This is a genomic window from Faecalitalea cylindroides ATCC 27803 (assembly GCF_000469305.1).
Taxonomy (GTDB): Bacteria; Bacillota_I; Bacilli_A; order Erysipelotrichales; family Erysipelotrichaceae; genus Faecalitalea; species Faecalitalea cylindroides.
Window position 1 is genome coordinate 1 of the sequence record NZ_KI271054.1, and the last position, 16,833, is coordinate 16,833.

Sequence of the window (16,833 nt, forward strand, 5' to 3'; positions counted from 1 at the left end):
TCGTACTGAGGGGTCGTGTTACGACAATAAGAGTGGTACCGCGGGTTTATTCTCGTCTCTTAAGGAATTTTTTACCTTGAGAGACGTTTTTTTATCTCTTGAGGTTCTTGGCAAAAAGGAGGAAATAGAAATGATGGATGCCAGTAAATATTCAATCGGTTATTATGCACCGCCAGTCAATGAATACCGTTGGGTCAAAAAAGATCATATAGAAAAAGCGCCCATATGGTGTTCGGTCGATCTAAGAGATGGTAATCAGTCTCTTGTGATTCCAATGAGTTTGTCAGAAAAACTTAAGTTTTATCAACTGTTGTTGGAAATTGGTTTTAAAGAAATTGAAGTTGGGTTTCCAGCTGCCAGTGAAACCGAATATGAATTTTTACGAACGATCATTGAAAATGACATGATTCCTAGTGATGTGACTGTTCAAGTTTTGACCCAGTGTCGAGATCATATCATTCGTAAAACGTTTGAAGCTGTAAAAGGGGCTCCTAGAGCTATCATTCATTTTTATAACTCTACATCGGTTGCCCAAAGAGAGCAGGTCTTTAAAAAATCAAAAGAAGAAATAAAACAGATAGCAGTGGAAGGTGCTAAGTTAGTCAAGAAACTATCCGAGGAGTATGAAGGAAATTTCTTATTTGAATATTCACCTGAATCCTTTACCGGTACGGAACCGGAATATGCATTGGAAGTATGTAATGCGGTTCTTGATGTCATGCAGCCAACGATGGATAGACCAATGATCATCAATTTACCGGTAACTGTTGAAATGAGCATGCCACATATTTATGCCAATCAGATCGAATACTGCAGCGATCGACTTCATTATCGTGATGCGGTGATCTTGTCGACACACCCACATAATGATCGTGGAACTGGTGTGGCCGATACAGAACTTGCCTTATTGGCAGGAGCACAGCGCGTGGAATGTTGTTTATTTGGAAATGGAGAAAGAACAGGAAATGTGGATGCGATCACTTTGGCTATGAACATGTATTCACATGGAGTGGGCCCAAAACTTGATTTTTCAAATATGCCACATATTTGTGAAGTATATGAAGAAGTGACACGTATGAATGTGTCTTGTCGTCAGCCATATGCTGGATCTTTGGTTTTTGCCGCTTTCTCTGGTTCGCATCAGGATGCCATTGCCAAAGGTATGAATTATCGAGAAGAAAATCATTTGCATAAATGGAATGTTCCGTATTTGCCTATTGATCCTCATGATGTATCACGTGAATATGATGCCGATGTCATTCGTATCAATTCACAATCTGGAAAAGGCGGTATTGGTTATATTTTAGAAAAGAGTTATGGCTATGTCATGCCAGCCAAGATGCGAGAGGATTTTGGTTATCGCGTAAAAGATGTATCCGATAAATCACATGCAGAATTAAAACCGGATGAAATCTACTCGATCTTTAAAGAGGAATATTTAAATGTAAGTCGTCCAGTCGAAGTCCTGGAAGCTCACTTTGTGCAGGGCGATGAAATTGAAGCCCATGTGATAGCTCGTTTTGGCAATCAGGTGCATCAAATATATGATAAAGGGAATGGGCGCTTGGATGCAGTTTCCAATGCCTTAAAACAAATGCTTCCAAACAGTTTCAGTCTAGAGACATATTCAGAACACTCTTTGGATGATGGTTCACATTCTAGAGCCGCAAGTTATGTAGGAATTGTTTGTGAAGATGGACATAGAGCCTGGGGAGCAGGCGAAGATACTGACATTATTCGTGCTGGTATCAAAGCGCTGGTCTCGGCAATTAATAATCAGTAGGGAGGAAATGTATATGGCAATGACAATGACCCAAAAGATCCTGGCAGCTCATGCCGGATTGGAAAGTGTTAAACCTGGCCAGTTGATCATGGCTGATTTGGATGAAGTCTTAGGAAATGATATCACGACTCCAGTTGCGATCAATGAATTTGAAAAAGCTGGATTTGATTCAGTGTATGATAATGAAAAGATCAATATCGTGCTAGATCATTTTGTTCCTAATAAAGACATAAAGGCTGCGATGCAGTCAAAGGCGTGTCGTGATTTCTCGAAAAAACATGATATCAAAAATTTCTTTGATGTTGGGAAAATGGGGATCGAACATGCATTACTACCTGAACAGGGAATCGTTACAGCAGGTGATTGTATTATTGGTGCAGATTCTCATACTTGTACTTATGGTGCTTTGGGTGCATTTTCAACAGGTGTTGGTAGTACGGATATGGCAGCAGGAATGGCAACAGGAAAAGCATGGTTTAAAGTTCCAAGTGCCATAAAAGTTAATTTGATTGGAAAGCTTCAGCCATATGTTAGTGGTAAAGATGTTATCTTACATCTAATTGGAATGATTGGTGTCGATGGAGCTTTATATAAATCTCTTGAATTTAGTGGAGAGGGTGTTTCATCTTTAAGCATGGATGATCGTTTATGTATATGTAATATGGCGATCGAAGCGGGAGCCAAGAATGGAATCTTTGAAGTGGATGATATTACGATTGATTATTTAAAAAATCGCTCACAAAGAGAGTATACCATTTATAAAGCAGATGAAGATGCTGAGTATGAAAAGGAAATTACAATTGATCTAAGTCGTTTAGTTCCAACTGTATCGTATCCGCATCTTCCTGAAAATACACATCCGGCAAGTGAAAATAAGATCAAGGTCGATCAAGTTGTCATTGGAAGCTGTACAAATGGACGTATGGAAGATATGAAAGCAGCTTACCAAATCTTAAAAGGAAGACAGATTGCTTCAGATGTTCGTGTGATCATCATTCCAGCCACGATGCAGATTTATAAAGAGTGTATTCAAAAAGGATATACGGAAGCCTTTATTGATGCCGGTTGTGTTGTTTCAACACCAACTTGTGGACCTTGTTTAGGCGGTTACATGGGGATCTTGGCAGAAAATGAAGTATGTATTTCAACGACAAATCGTAACTTTGTTGGACGTATGGGACATATTAGCTCTAGCATTTATTTGGCAAGTCCATATACAGCGGCAGCCAGTGCCCTTACAGGTTATATAACAGATCCAAGAAGTATAGGAGAATGAATATGAAAAACGTACAAGGAAAAGTATTTAAATATGGAGACAATGTGGATACGGATGTGATCATTCCAGCTCGTTATCTAAATACCCCGGATGCGAATGCACTGGCAGCACATTGTATGGAAGATATTGACAAGGATTTTGTCAAGCAGGTCAAACCAGAAGATATTATCGTAGCTGGTTATAACTTTGGATGTGGATCAAGTCGTGAACATGCACCACTTGCGATCAAGACTTGTCAAGTTGGCTGTGTGATTGCGAAAAGCTTTGCCCGAATCTTTTATCGTAATGCGATCAATATCGGTATGCCAATCTTAGAATGTGAAGAAGCTTGTAACAAGATCCAGGCTGGAGATGAAGTTCATGTCGATTTTAAAACAGGTGTCATCCATGATATTACACAAGATCTGCAGTGGCAGGCAGAACCATTTCCTGAGTTTATCCAGGATATCATCGATAAAGGTGGCTTAATGGCCTCATTACGTTCAAGGAGCAAATAAGATGAAAAAGAACATAGGTGTTATTTGGGGAGACTGTTCCAGTCCAGAAATAGTAAGAGAAGCATTGCGCATCTTAAATAAAATTGCCTTAAAGTATGATCACGAATTTGTGTATACAGATATTGCGATGGGAGGTGAAGCCATTGACAAGTATGGCGAACCACTTCCTGAACATGAACTTGAAAAATGTTTAAACAGTGACAGCGTGCTATTAGGTGCCATAGGAGGGCCTAAATGGGAAGGAATGCCAGGACATTTACGTCCTGAAAAAGGATTGTTAAAGCTGCGCAGCAAAATGAAATTGTATTCCAATCTTCGACCTGCCAAGATCTGGCCACAATTACAAGATGCATCTCCTTTAAAGAAATCCATTGTGGAAAAAGGAATTGATTTTGTGATCGTTCGTGAATTAATTGGTGGTGTGTATTTTGGAAACCATGAAACTAATGAAGTAAATGGTCAGCTTGTTGCCAAAGATACAATGTCTTATAGCGAGGAAGAGATTTATAGGATTGGCCGTATCGGCTTTGAAACGGCAATGAAGCGAAACAAAAAACTTTGTATGGTAGATAAAGCAAATGTATTGGATACTTCAAGATTATGGCGAAAAGTCATGGATGAATTGAAAAAAGAATATCCAGAAGTGATGTATTCAACAATGTTTGTCGATAATGCTGCCATGCAGATATGTAAAGATCCTTCACAGTTCGATGTCATTGTAACGGAAAACATGTTTGGCGATATCTTAAGTGATGAAGCGAGTGAAATCACCGGCAGCATTGGTATGATTGCCAGTTCAAGTCTTGGCAAGGGCAGCTGTGGTTTATATGAACCAATTCATGGTTCTGCTCCAGATATTGCCGGTAAGAATATCGTGAATCCAATTGCCTGTATCTTAAGTGCGGCTATGATGTTACGCTATAGTTTTGATATGGCTGATGAAGCAGATGATATAGAAAATGCAGTTTCTATAGCATTAGATCAAGGATATCGAACAGCAGACATCATGACAGAAGGCATGAAATTAGTATCTACCAGTGAGATGGGGGATGCAATATTAAAAAATATTTAATAATGTAAATTCTTTTCAAATAATGAAAATACTTTCAAAAATTACGGTGAAAGTCTTGATTTTATATTGAACAAGTGCTATAAAAATCTTATACACTATTGCGATAAAGAAGAAAAGGGTGAGAATATGTTACTGACGGGTGCACAGATCACGATTGAAACGCTGATCGAGCAGGGATGTAAAGTTCTTTTTGGATATCCGGGAGGGCAGGTCATCGATTTGTATGATGCTTTGTATGAGCGTGAAGACAGGATCAAGCATGTTTTGACAGCTCATGAGCAGGGGGCATGTCATGCCGCTGATGGTTATGCTCGAGCAAGTGGTCAAGTCGGTGTTGTTATGGCAACCAGTGGACCAGGTGCTACCAATCTTGTTACGGGGATTGCGACAGCTTACTTGGACTCTATTCCTTTGGTTGCGATCACAGGAAACGTTCCGAATTCATTAATTGGGCGAGATAGTTTTCAGGAAGTGGACATCACCGGAATCACTTTACCAATCACAAAACATAATTTTATCGTGAAGAACATTGAAGATCTTGCGGATACGATTCGTGAAGCTTTCAAAATTGCAAAATCAGGAAGGCCGGGCCCAGTACTCGTCGATATTCCAAAAGATGTTCAACAAAGCAGATTTGAATATACACCACATGATGTGGTCGAAAAAATTGAACAAAGACCGGCCAAGGAATATAAAATTGAAAAAGCAGCCAAGATGCTTATGGAAGCAAACCGACCATATATTTATGTGGGAGGTGGAGCCATTACAGCCGATGCGACTGAAGAAATCATTCAGCTTGCCAATACGATCGATGCGGTTATAGGATCGACCCTTATGGGGCTTTCGGTCATTCCTGGAAACAATGAGAGATTTCTAGGAATGGAAGGAATGCATGGGGATTATGCATCCAGCATCGCTCAGGATGAAGCTGATTTGATCCTAACGATAGGAGCTCGATTTAGTGATCGTGCTACTGGAAATGTCAGCAAATATGCAACGAAAGCTAAGATCATTCATATTGATATAGATCGTGCTGAAGTTGATAAAAATGTATCGGTCGATCTAGGTGTTGGCGGTGATCTTAAACAGGCTTTAAATGAAATATTGAAACTTGTCAAACCGAAAGAGAATATTGAATGGCAAAATAGGATCAAAGAATTAAAAGAGTTTAGTAAAAAATCCATTGATCAAAATATGCCAAAAGACGAATTGAACCCATATACTTTGATCAAGGAAGTATCTAAGCATACAAGTGATGATACAAAGATCGTAACCGATGTTGGTCAACATCAAATGTGGGTTGCCCAATATTATGAATTCAAAAAACCACGTACATTTATTACAAGTGGTGGTTTAGGTACGATGGGCTTTGGCCTTGGGGCAGCCATCGGTTCTGCTATGTATACCAACGAGCGAACCGTATTGTTTACTGGAGATGGAAGTTTTGGAATGAACTTAAATGAGCTTGCTACAGTGGCGACGCAAAATCTTCCAATTGTGATCATCTTAATGAACAATGGTGTTCTTGGTATGGTAAGACAATGGCAGAATTTATTCTTTGATAAACATTATTCGCAGACCGTTCTTGAACGTAAAACGGATTTTGTAAAATTGGCAGAAGCCTTTGGTATCAAAGGGTATCGAATCAGCAATGTGTCTCAAATGAAAGATGTCATAGATCAGGCGTTTAAGGAAAAGGGTCCAGTATTGGTTGATTGTTACATAGATAAAGATGAATTTGTTCTTCCAATGCTTCCGCCGGGAGGATCTTTTGAAGATATTATTACGATCAAGGAGGACGCATGATGGAAAAATTTGTAATAGCGATCTTAGTTGACAACCAGCCGGGTGTCTTAACACGTATTTCCAGCATGTTTACTCGACGTGGTTTTAACATCGATAGCTTGACCGTTGGAGAAACCGAAGATCCTAATCTTTCAAGGATCACGATCGTTACACATGGAGATGATTCGGTTCGCAAACAGATCATTAAACAATGTAAAAAGCTATACAATGTTATGGAAGTAAAAGTAATGGACGAAGAACAAAGCGTTAAACGCGAACTGGCGTTGATCAAATTAAGAAATCGTCCAGAAACAAGACAGGATATCTTATCAGCGGTCGATATATTCCGCTCTAAGATCATTGACTATTCTCCAAACACTCTATGTGTTGAAATAACCGGTGAAACATCAAAAATCAATGCATTTATTGCTGCGGTACAACCGATAGGGATTTTGGAGATGTGTCGAACGGGTATCGTTTCTTTAGATAGAGGATGTACGTATCTAAATCGAAATACCCGTACTACAGAAGATCAAAAGGTAGAATAGAAAAGAGGAGTATTATGTCAAAAATTTATTACCAGCAAGATTGTGATATTCAGAAATTGGATGGAAAAAAAGTAGCGATTATTGGATATGGTTCTCAAGGACATGCACATGCCTTGAACTTGAAAGATTCAGGTGTGGACGTTGTTGTTGGACTTTATGAAGGCAGTAAATCCGCTGCCAAGGCAAAAGCACAGGGACTTGAAGTATACAGCGTTGCCGAAGCTACTAAGATGAGCGATATCATCATGATCTTGATTCCGGATGAAAAACAAAAAGCTGTATATGAAAGTGAAATTGCACCAAATCTAAGCGAAGGGAAAACATTGGCTTTTGCCCATGGTTTCAATATCCACTTTGGATGCATCGTTCCACCAAAAAATGTCAATGTTATTATGATCGCACCAAAAGGACCGGGACATACTGTTCGTAGCGAATACGAAGCCCAAAAAGGTGTACCTTGTCTAATTGCGGTTGAACAGGATGCGACAGGAGATGCATGGGATATCGGTTTAGCTTATGCAGCTGGTATTGGAGGAAGCCGTGCTGGTGTGCTTGAAACAACATTCCGTACCGAAACAGAAACCGATTTATTTGGTGAACAGGCAGTTCTTTGCGGTGGTGTTGTAGCCTTGATGCAGGCAGGATATGAAACTTTGACAGAAGCCGGATATGATCCAGTAAATGCATATTTTGAATGTATTCATGAAATGAAGTTGATCGTCGACTTGATTTATCAATCTGGATTTGCAGGAATGCGTTATTCAATTTCCAATACAGCTGAATATGGAGATTACATTTCTGGACCAAAAATCATCACAGAAGATACGAAAAAGGCAATGCGTAAGATCTTGAGCGATATTCAGGATGGAACATTTGCCAAAGACTTCCTATTGGATATGTCACAAGCTGGTAACCAAGTTCACTTTAAGGCAATGCGCAAGCTGGCTGCCGAACATCCATGTGAAAAAGTTGGTGAAGATGTACGTAAGCTATATAGCTGGTCTGATGAAGATAAACTGATCAATAACTAAAAAAATAAGGCAATCCTTTGGGATTGTCTTAATGTTTAGAAGTGAGAGGAATAATTATGGATAGCAAAGTAATGAAATCAGGGTTTGATAAAGCACCGCAGCGCTCTTTATTACATGCGCTTGGTCTAACAGAAGAAGAAATTGAGCGACCTTTGGTTGGAATCGTAAGTTCCTATAATGAAATCGTTCCAGGGCATATGAATCTGGATAAGATTTGTGAAGCTGTTAAGATGGGTGTCTCTATGGCTGGAGGAACACCTATAGTATTCCCGGCTATTGCGGTATGCGATGGGATTGCGATGGGACATAAGGGCATGAAGTATTCGTTGGTAACACGTGATCTGATTGCCGATTCAACTGAAGCCATGGCTTTAGCCCATGCGTTTGATGCTCTTGTTATGATTCCTAACTGTGATAAGAATGTGCCAGGTTTATTAATGGCAGCTGCAAGGATCAATGTACCAACGATCTTTGTTTCAGGGGGGCCAATGTTGGCAGGACATGTAAAAGGACATAAGACATCTTTATCCAGCATGTTTGAAGCTGTGGGTGCCTATCAGGCTGGTAAGATCAGTAAAGAAGAATTAAAAGAATATGAATTAAATACTTGCCCTACCTGTGGTTCCTGCTCGGGTATGTATACAGCGAATTCACACAACTGTTTAACGGAAGTTCTTGGTATGGGACTTGCCGGAAATGGTACAATTCCTGCTGTATATTCAAAACGTATTGAACTTGCCAAACATGCAGGTATGCAAGTTATGGAATTGTATCGCAAAAATATTCGACCACGAGATATCATGACAAAAGAAGCGTTTGAAAATGCTTTAACGGCAGATATGGCTCTAGGATGTTCAACCAATTCTATGTTGCATCTTCCTGCAATTGCCAATGAATGTGGTATTGAGATCAATTTGGATATTGCCAATGAAATCAGTGCAAGAACGCCAAATCTATGCCACTTAGCTCCAGCAGGACCTACATATATTGAAGAGCTGGATGCAGCTGGTGGTGTCTATGCTGTATTAAATGAATTGGTAAAAAAGGATTTGATTCATACCGATGTTATGACTGTTACCGGTAAAACTTTAAAAGAAAATTTAGTAGGACATGTCAATAAAGATCTAAATGTCATTCGTCCAATTGATAATCCATATTCACAAACCGGTGGTATTGCGGTATTAAAAGGAAATTTAGCAGAAGATGGCTGTGTTGTTAAGCGTTCTGCCGTGGCAAAAGAGATGTTGGTTCATGAAGGACCAGCGAAGGTCTTTGATTCGGAGGAAGAAGCTATTCAAGGAATCTTTGGCGGTAAGATCGAAGCAGGAGATGTTGTCGTGATTCGTTATGAAGGACCTTCTGGAGGTCCTGGAATGCGTGAAATGTTATCACCAACAAGTGCGATTGCCGGAATGGGATTGGATAAAGAAGTTGCCTTGATAACAGATGGGCGATTCTCTGGAGCTACAAGAGGAGCGGCTATTGGACACATTTCACCGGAAGCCGTTCAAGGTGGACTGATTGCCTATGTCAAAGATGGTGATATCATCTCTATTAATATTCCAGAACACAAAATTGAACTAAAAGTTTCAAATGAAATAATTGAAAAACGTAAAAAAGAGATGCCAATCAAGGTCAAAACGGATGTGACTGGGTATTTGGCTCGTTATGCAAAGATGGTTTCCAGTGCCGATAAAGGGGCTATCATTAATAAATGAAACACCAGTTTGTCATCTTCAGAGATCTTTTTGAAGATGAAGTAATTCAACGATTCTATAAGCTGATAAAGCATCCTTCGGAAACCAGGTATGCAAAATTTGTCAGTGCTTTATATCAACAAGATATGACTGATTGGACGCAGTATTTGACTGATAGTATCTTGTCTTTAGAAAATTGTATGACGCGAATTGCCAGTTCAGGAAAAGATGTTCCTGAACTGATGATTCAAAGTGCTAAACATGAATTATCCATATTATCTTCATACGCAAAGATGAAACCAGATGATTTCTTCGAAGGCATGCATGCTTTATGGCAAAGTCATGAAGTAGATCTGGAAACAATTTACTTTGAAAGATTATCTCATATCGATCAATATGGGTTTGGTGATTTTGCTCGCTATACGATGTTTCAAATTCAGGAAAGTACAGACCATGATTTTTGTTTGGAACCAGTCAAATATCCAGATCCAATTCGCTTAAGTGATTTGATCGGATATGATTTACAAAAACAAAAAATCATTGCGAATACAGAAGTATTATTAAATGATCATCTTGCCAGCAACGTATTATTGTATGGAGATGCAGGAACTGGAAAATCGGCAACGGTAAAAGCCATTGCCAATGAATATTCGAATAAAGGATTGCGTTTGATCGAACTTGGTAAAAAACAATTGTATCTATTACCAAGATTGTTGGATCTTCTTTCCAGTAATCCATTAAAATTTATCTTATTTATAGATGATCTATCGTTTCAAGATAATGATGATGAATTTAGTGCTTTAAAGGCTGTGTTGGAAGGAAGTGTTTCCGTTCGCTGTCATAATACGGTGATCTATGCCACCAGCAATCGTCGTCATTTAGTAAAAGAAACTTTCCAGGCTCGCGAAGGAGATGAGATCCATCGTCAGGATACGATGCAGGAAACCATTTCTTTATCTGAACGATTTGGTATCAAGGTATATTTTGAAAAACCAAAGAAAGATTTGTATTTAGATATTGTTTATGGTTTAGCTAAACAGTACAATGTAAAGATGGATGAAAAAGAATTAGCCTTAAAAGCAGAGCAGTTTGCCTTAAGAAAGAGTGGACGCTCAGCCAGAGCCGCAAGACAATTGATCGAACAATTGGCGGCTTTATCAAAGGAGGATGAAAATGCTTAGTCTAGATAAGATCTATCATGCTCGTTTTGTATTGAAAGACGTTGCCAGAAAGACCGATTTGATTTATGCACCAAAGATCGATCCAGAATCCAACGTCTATCTAAAAACGGAAAATCTTCAAAATACAGGATCTTTTAAACTAAGAGGAGCTTATTATAAGATTTCTCAATTATCAAAGGAAGAAAAAGAACGTGGTGTCATTGCCTGTTCAGCTGGTAATCATGCCCAGGGAGTCGCATTGGCGGCTACTAAAAATAATATTCCTTCGATCATTTGTCTTCCAGATGGAGCACCTATCTCAAAAGTTGAGGCAACGAAGGAATATGGGGCGAAAGTCTGCCTGGTTCCTGGGGTGTATGATGATGCCTATAATAAAGCTATTGAATTAAGAGACAAAGAAGGATATACATTTATTCATCCTTTTGATGATGAAGATGTCATTGCCGGCCAAGGTACGATAGGTTTGGAAATCTTAGATCAGCTTCCTGATGTTGAAGCTGTTGTCGTACCAGTTGGTGGCGGTGGCTTGATTTCAGGAATTGCCTATGTTTTAAAGTCTTTAAATCCAGCCATCAAGGTATATGGAGTACAGGCTCAAGGTGCTGCCAGCATGGTTACCTCTTTAAAAGAAGATGAAATCGTTAAACTTGAAGAAGTGGGGACGATTGCCGATGGAATCAAAGTCAAAGAACCAGGTGTAAATACTTTTGACATCTGTAAAAAATATGTCGATGATATCGTTACGGTTTCTGATGATGAGGTAGCCAGCGCTATCTTAGCTTTGATCGAACAGCATAAATTGATCACAGAGGGAGCTGGTGCAGTTTCTGTAGCGGCTGTCATGTTCAACAAGGTGCCTGTAAAAGGTAAAAATGTTGTCTGTTTATTATCAGGAGGGAATATCGATGTTACGATCCTTTCCAAGGTAATAGAGCGAGGTCTTTTGAAATCCGGAAGGTCAGATACACTTATGATACAGCTTGAAGATAAACCAGGACAGCTTCAAGGTGTATCGAGTACAATTGCCAAGTATGGAGCAAATGTAACAGGTGTATTCTATGAAAAAGCCAGTGAAGGCAGTAATATTACAGACTGTGTATTACGAATTAATGTGGAAACACGCAATTTTGATCACATTCATACATTGCGTGAAGGTTTAAAATCAGAAGGATTTAAAATTATTGAGTGAAGGGAGACAGAACAATGATTACAGTACATACTAATAAAGCACCAGCTGCCATTGGACCTTATTCGCAGGCGATTATTAACCAGGGGTTGGTTTATACTTCAGGACAGATTGCTATTAATCCTGAAACATCAAATATCGAGGCAACTACGATTGAAGAGCAGACTCGTCAAGTGATGATCAACTTATCTGAAATCTTAAAGGAAGCAAATTCCAGTATGAAAAATATCATCAAAACAACATGTTTTTTGGCTGATATCAAAGATTTTGCCGCTTTTAATGAAGTGTATGCAGAATACATCACGACCAATCCAGCTAGAAGCTGCGTAGCTGTTAAAGATTTACCAAAAGCTGTTTTGGTTGAAGTCGAAGTTATCGCAACGATCAATGAATAAAGGGGTACGATCATGTACTCTTTTATTATCTTAGGGATTTAAAATATGATGAAAACCTGGTGTATTTCAACGATTCTTTCATTGGGATTGTTTTGTATTTCGCCAAAATCAGGCAATGTTTGTTCGTTGCTGGTTATTCTTTATTTATTCATAAGTATGTTGACTTTGATGTATTTAAAAAAATTGGAAAATCAAACAGATAAGGCAATAAAGATAATCATGATTAGCACGATCATAGAATCGATCCTTATGTTATTTCTAGTGATCTCTTTTATTGCCATGGAAATATATCTTTGGAATGGACAGAATATCCTTGATACAGGTAGTGCACTTTTAGCCATTATTCCAAGTTCTCTTTACAATTCAGTAGGTGTATTGGTTGATGTATTGGGACTTATCTGTCTGATCGTTTCTTTTATAAACTTGATTCATATCTATGAAAATAAGGCAAATCTAGCCATTGAAAGGAACGAACTTATATAAAAAAGGGAAGGGATTTGTATGTCTTCATTAAAAGTTCTATATACATATTCAAAAGGGTTGAGAAAGTATTTTGTCGCAGCCATATTATTTGTGATCATAGAAACATCTTTTGAAGTGATCATTCCGCTTTTGATGAGCGATATTATCGATATTGGAATTGTCCAGAAGGATACATCCGTTTTTATTGAAAAAGGGATCCATATGATGATATGCGCACTTCTATCTTTGATTTGTGGGCTGTTATACGCACGTTATGCTTCAAAAGCTATTACGCTTTATGGAGAAAAGTTAAGATCAATTCAGTACGCAAAGATTCAGGAGTATGCTTTTATCAATCTTGATCATTTTGAAACGAGTTCTTTGATCACAAGACTTACAAGCGATGTTACGGTGATCCAAAATTCTTTGATCAATGGGATACGACCTTTTGCCAGAGGCCCTGTGATCTTATTGCTGGGTCTTGTGATGTCATTTATTATCAATAAAGAATTATCTATTATCTTCTTGTTTACAACACCTGTTTTAGGGATCATTCTATTCTTTATCGTTCGCAAAGTAGCACCTATGTATAAATATCTACAAAAAGCTGTTGATCGTGTCAATCAGATCATTCAGGAAAATTTAACAGCTATTCGTGCTATCAAAGCCTTTGTGCGAGATGAATATGAAGAAGATAAATTTGAAAAAGTCAATCATGATCTGGCAAAAATCTCTCAGGATACATTTCACTATGCATCTTTTAATACGCCGGCTTTTCAGTTCACGATGTATGCGGCCATTGTTGGTTTGATGGTCCTTGGTGTGCAGATGATCCAGGCCCAAACAATGCAGGTAGGTGAATTGACGGGTGTCTTGAGTTATGTCTTACAAATCATGAATTCTTTGATGATGATCTCCAATGTATTTCTATTGATGACAAGATCGATTGCTTCCTGCAACCGTGTGGTTGAAGTCATTCAAGAGCCAATTGAATTAAAATCACCATCCCTTCCATTAACACCGAAAGATGCATCCATTGATTTTAATCATGTATATTTTAAATATGATCCAAATGCCAAAGAAAATGTTTTAAGTGATATAGACTGGCATATTCCTTCAGGTTCAAAAGTAGGTGTCATGGGGGCTACAGGAAGTGCTAAATCGAGTTTGGTTCAATTAATTTGTCGTTTATATGATGTTAGCGATGGTAACATCAAAATTGGTCAAGTGGATGTCAGAGATATTGATTTGGTGCAGTTACGTGATATGGTGGGTATCGTTTTACAGAAGAACACATTGTTTTCTGGAACGATCAAAGAAAACTTACGTTGGGGCAATCCCCATGCGACAGATGAACAAATCAAACAAGCTTGTAAGATTGCTTGTGCAGATGAGTTTATTGAGCAAATGCCAGATAAATACGATACGTATATTGAACAAGGAGGAAATAATATCTCAGGAGGTCAAAAACAAAGGCTTTGTATTGCGCGTGCCTTGTTAAAAGAACCAAAGATCTTAATTTTAGATGATTCAACCAGTGCGGTTGACACCAATACAGATCATAAGATCAAGGAAGGTTTGGCTAATATGAAATCATTGACCCAGATCATTATTGCCCAAAGAGTCAGTTCAATTATTCACTGTGATCAAATACTGGTATTGGAAGATGGAAAAATTTCAGCTGTCGGTACGCATGAGGAATTGCTGGCTAATAGTGAATTTTATCGTGGCTTATATCTTTCACAACAGAAGGGGGCAAGCTTATGAGACCTCAAAATTTAGGACAAACCATTCAAAGGTTAATGCATTACATGGGCAATCACGCAATCTTTTTTGTATTTGTAGGAATTTTGGTTGCGACTAGTGCTCTAGGAAATTTATTTGGAACGTATATGATACGTCCTATTGTCAACGATGTTTTAAATACCGGATTAGATCAGGCATACATACAGATTGGTATCATGGCTTTGATTTTTCTGGTGGGTGTATTATCGACACTAGGCTATACGCAACTTATGGCTGTAGCAGCCCAAAAAGTAGTTCAAGATATCCGCCGTGATTTGTTTCACATCATGCAGAAACTTCCGTTGCAGTTTTTTGATACACATTCCCATGGGGAATTGATGTCACGCTTTACCAATGATGTGGATACTGTATCGGATGCTTTGAATAATTCATTTGCGATGATGATCCAGAGTTTCATACAAGTAACTGGTACGTTAATCTTATTGTTTGTATTGAGTTGGCGCTTATCACTTGTTGTCTTGATTTTCTATGTGTTCATGTTTGCCTATATACGATTCTCCAGTGCAAAGAGCAAATCCTACTTCTCTTTGCAGCAAAAAAACATCGGTTTGATCAATGGGTTTATTGAAGAGATGATTTCAGGACAGAAAGTCGTAAAAGTTTTCAATCATGAAAACGCCAATCAAACTCAATTTGAGCATTTCAATAGGAAATTGCAAAAGAGCTCTCAAAAAGCTCAGGGTTATTCTCAAACGATTGTACCTATGGTGGTCTCGTTATCATATATCAATTATGCGATCGTATCTGTTGTAGGCGGGTATATGTGTTTGCAGCAAACGATGGATGTTGGTTCTTTGGCAAGCTATCTTGTCTTTGTTCGTCAAGCTGCAATGCCGATCAATCAATTCACCATGCAATTGAATTTATTACTAACTTCTTTATCTGGTGCTGAGCGAATTTTTGAATTAATGGATATGGATCCTGAAGTGGATGAAGGTAGAGTTACTTTGGTCAATGTTCGAAAAGAAAATGATCAATATATTGAAACTAAAGAAAACACGGGGCTATGGGCTTGGCGTCATCCTCGTGAGAATGGAATTGAATATGTGGAATTAAAAGGAGATGTTCGTTTTCATCATGTTGATTTTGGCTATACCCCAAAGAAAACGATCCTTCATGATATCAATTTATTTGCCAAACCGGGACAGAAGATTGCCTTTGTTGGGGCTACAGGAGCTGGGAAAACAACGATTACGAATTTGATCAACCGTTTCTATGACATTCAAAATGGTTCAATTACATATGATGGAATCGATGTCAAGTTGATTAAAAAGGCGGATTTGAGAAGATCGTTAGGAATGGTTTTGCAGGATACGCATTTATTTAGCGGCACAATTATGGATAATATACGTTTTGGTAATTTAGAAGCCAGTGATGAACAATGCATCGAAGCAGCAAAGCTAGCCAATGCGGATTCATTTATTCGAAGACTTCCACAAGGGTATGATACCCCTGTTTATAACGATGGAGGTAACTTATCGGCTGGTCAAAGACAATTGTTGGCTATTGCCAGAGCTGCCGTTGCTGATCCACCTGTATTGATCTTGGATGAAGCAACCAGTTCAGTTGATACGCATACAGAAAGCTTGATTGAAAAGGGTATGGATCAATTGATGGAAGGAAGAACGGTCTTTGTCATTGCGCATCGTTTATCAACTGTTCGAAATGCGGATGTGATCCTTGTTCTAGATCATGGAGATGTCAAAGAACGTGGTAGTCATGATGATTTGATCGAACAAAAAGGAATGTATTATAAGCTGTATACAGGAATGTTTGAGTTATCTTAAACACAAACGTTCCTTTTTTTTATAATTTTCTATTGTAAATTATAAAAAAAAATAATATAATATCTAAGCGCATTGGGGTATAGCCAAGCGGTAAGGCACCAGACTCTGAATCTGGCATTTCCCTGGTTCGAATCCAGGTACCCCAGCCAAATCCTGAACATGCAGGTGTAGTTCAATGGTAGAACTTCAGCCTTCCAAGCTGACTACGTGAGTTCGATTCTCATCACCTGCTCCATTTTAAAAAAAGTTATTGACATTATCGTTGGGAAATGTTAACATTGAGAGGCACTTGGAGGCTTAGCTCAGTTGGGAGAGCATCTGCCTTAC

The 16,833-nt window shown here is 38.6% G+C and carries 14 protein-coding genes and 2 tRNA genes; all 16 read left to right on the forward strand.

The window, feature by feature from the left end:
* Positions 1-130: 130 nt before the first annotated feature.
* The 16 genes from HMPREF0367_RS09145 to HMPREF0367_RS09220 all read left to right on the forward strand — a co-directional run bounded on the left by HMPREF0367_RS09145 (position 131) and on the right by HMPREF0367_RS09220 (position 16,741).
* Positions 131-1,783, forward strand: a complete 1,653-nt coding sequence (locus tag HMPREF0367_RS09145) for a 2-isopropylmalate synthase (RefSeq protein WP_035403592.1) — start codon at positions 131-133, stop codon at positions 1,781-1,783.
* A 13-nt stretch (positions 1,784-1,796) separates the two neighbouring features.
* Entirely contained in the window at positions 1,797-3,059 is a 1,263-nt protein-coding gene (gene leuC, locus HMPREF0367_RS09150; RefSeq protein WP_081683675.1) for a 3-isopropylmalate dehydratase large subunit, read from the forward strand.
* Between the two features lie 2 nt (positions 3,060-3,061).
* A complete protein-coding gene (gene leuD, locus HMPREF0367_RS09155) occupies positions 3,062-3,556 on the forward strand; it encodes a 3-isopropylmalate dehydratase small subunit (RefSeq protein WP_022355433.1) in 495 nt (164 codons plus the stop codon).
* A gap of 1 nt (position 3,557) precedes the next feature.
* Positions 3,558-4,628: a 3-isopropylmalate dehydrogenase gene (gene leuB / locus HMPREF0367_RS09160; protein ID WP_035403594.1), complete on the forward strand. Its 1,071-nt coding sequence runs from the start codon at positions 3,558-3,560 to the stop codon at positions 4,626-4,628.
* 126 nt (positions 4,629-4,754) lie between these two features.
* On the forward strand, positions 4,755-6,434 hold the full coding sequence (gene ilvB, locus HMPREF0367_RS09165; RefSeq protein WP_035403596.1) for a biosynthetic-type acetolactate synthase large subunit: 1,680 nt from the start codon (positions 4,755-4,757) through the stop codon (positions 6,432-6,434).
* Positions 6,434-6,961, forward strand: coding sequence for an acetolactate synthase small subunit (ilvN, locus tag HMPREF0367_RS09170; RefSeq protein ID WP_015536080.1), 528 nt, complete (start codon positions 6,434-6,436; stop codon positions 6,959-6,961). The genes ilvB and ilvN overlap by 1 nt, the downstream gene beginning before the upstream one ends.
* A gap of 14 nt (positions 6,962-6,975) precedes the next feature.
* Positions 6,976-7,992 carry a ketol-acid reductoisomerase gene (gene ilvC / locus HMPREF0367_RS09175; protein WP_022355430.1) on the forward strand — a complete coding sequence of 339 codons (1,017 nt, stop codon included), beginning with the start codon at positions 6,976-6,978 and terminating at the stop codon, positions 7,990-7,992.
* 56 nt (positions 7,993-8,048) lie between these two features.
* On the forward strand, positions 8,049-9,710 hold the full coding sequence (gene ilvD, locus HMPREF0367_RS09180; protein WP_035403600.1) for a dihydroxy-acid dehydratase: 1,662 nt from the start codon (positions 8,049-8,051) through the stop codon (positions 9,708-9,710).
* Positions 9,707-10,870, forward strand: a complete 1,164-nt coding sequence (locus HMPREF0367_RS09185) for an ATP-binding protein (RefSeq protein WP_035403602.1) — start codon at positions 9,707-9,709, stop codon at positions 10,868-10,870. The genes ilvD and HMPREF0367_RS09185 overlap by 4 nt, the downstream gene beginning before the upstream one ends.
* Positions 10,863-12,059 carry a threonine ammonia-lyase gene (gene ilvA, locus HMPREF0367_RS09190; RefSeq protein ID WP_022355427.1) on the forward strand — a complete coding sequence of 399 codons (1,197 nt, stop codon included), beginning with the start codon at positions 10,863-10,865 and terminating at the stop codon, positions 12,057-12,059. The genes HMPREF0367_RS09185 and ilvA overlap by 8 nt, the downstream gene beginning before the upstream one ends.
* A gap of 14 nt (positions 12,060-12,073) precedes the next feature.
* The gene (locus HMPREF0367_RS09195; RefSeq protein WP_035403604.1) at positions 12,074-12,451 is read left to right on the forward strand and encodes a Rid family detoxifying hydrolase; all 378 of its coding nucleotides are present in this window, start codon (positions 12,074-12,076) and stop codon (positions 12,449-12,451) included.
* Positions 12,452-12,496: 45 nt separating this feature from the next.
* On the forward strand, positions 12,497-12,934 hold the full coding sequence (locus tag HMPREF0367_RS09200) for a hypothetical protein (RefSeq protein ID WP_035403605.1): 438 nt from the start codon (positions 12,497-12,499) through the stop codon (positions 12,932-12,934).
* A gap of 18 nt (positions 12,935-12,952) precedes the next feature.
* Positions 12,953-14,680 carry an ABC transporter ATP-binding protein gene (locus HMPREF0367_RS09205; RefSeq protein WP_035403609.1) on the forward strand — a complete coding sequence of 576 codons (1,728 nt, stop codon included), beginning with the start codon at positions 12,953-12,955 and terminating at the stop codon, positions 14,678-14,680.
* The gene (locus tag HMPREF0367_RS09210) at positions 14,677-16,506 is read left to right on the forward strand and encodes an ABC transporter ATP-binding protein (protein ID WP_035403612.1); all 1,830 of its coding nucleotides are present in this window, start codon (positions 14,677-14,679) and stop codon (positions 16,504-16,506) included. Before HMPREF0367_RS09205 ends, HMPREF0367_RS09210 begins: the two co-directional genes overlap by 4 nt.
* A gap of 73 nt (positions 16,507-16,579) precedes the next feature.
* Positions 16,580-16,655, forward strand: a tRNA-Gln gene (locus HMPREF0367_RS09215).
* 12 nt (positions 16,656-16,667) lie between these two features.
* Positions 16,668-16,741 (forward strand) — tRNA-Gly (locus tag HMPREF0367_RS09220).
* Positions 16,742-16,833: the final 92 nt, after the last annotated feature.

What these genes read in the sequence shown, in the direction of transcription:
- ilvN (WP_015536080.1), top strand. Translation starts at nt 6,434, where the DNA reads ATGGAAAAATTTGTAATAGCGATCTTAGTTGACAACCAGCCGGGTGTC.
- HMPREF0367_RS09210 (WP_035403612.1), top strand. Translation starts at nt 14,677, where the DNA reads ATGAGACCTCAAAATTTAGGACAAACCATTCAAAGGTTAATGCATTAC.
- HMPREF0367_RS09195 (WP_035403604.1), top strand. Translation starts at nt 12,074, where the DNA reads ATGATTACAGTACATACTAATAAAGCACCAGCTGCCATTGGACCTTAT.
- HMPREF0367_RS09200 (WP_035403605.1), top strand. Translation starts at nt 12,497, where the DNA reads ATGATGAAAACCTGGTGTATTTCAACGATTCTTTCATTGGGATTGTTT.
- ilvB (WP_035403596.1), top strand. Translation starts at nt 4,755, where the DNA reads ATGTTACTGACGGGTGCACAGATCACGATTGAAACGCTGATCGAGCAG.
- ilvD (WP_035403600.1), top strand. Translation starts at nt 8,049, where the DNA reads ATGGATAGCAAAGTAATGAAATCAGGGTTTGATAAAGCACCGCAGCGC.
- HMPREF0367_RS09145 (WP_035403592.1), top strand. Translation starts at nt 131, where the DNA reads ATGATGGATGCCAGTAAATATTCAATCGGTTATTATGCACCGCCAGTC.
- ilvC (WP_022355430.1), top strand. Translation starts at nt 6,976, where the DNA reads ATGTCAAAAATTTATTACCAGCAAGATTGTGATATTCAGAAATTGGAT.
- ilvA (WP_022355427.1), top strand. Translation starts at nt 10,863, where the DNA reads ATGCTTAGTCTAGATAAGATCTATCATGCTCGTTTTGTATTGAAAGAC.
- leuB (WP_035403594.1), top strand. Translation starts at nt 3,558, where the DNA reads ATGAAAAAGAACATAGGTGTTATTTGGGGAGACTGTTCCAGTCCAGAA.
- HMPREF0367_RS09205 (WP_035403609.1), top strand. Translation starts at nt 12,953, where the DNA reads ATGTCTTCATTAAAAGTTCTATATACATATTCAAAAGGGTTGAGAAAG.
- leuD (WP_022355433.1), top strand. Translation starts at nt 3,062, where the DNA reads ATGAAAAACGTACAAGGAAAAGTATTTAAATATGGAGACAATGTGGAT.
- leuC (WP_081683675.1), top strand. Translation starts at nt 1,797, where the DNA reads ATGGCAATGACAATGACCCAAAAGATCCTGGCAGCTCATGCCGGATTG.
- HMPREF0367_RS09185 (WP_035403602.1), top strand. Translation starts at nt 9,707, where the DNA reads ATGAAACACCAGTTTGTCATCTTCAGAGATCTTTTTGAAGATGAAGTA.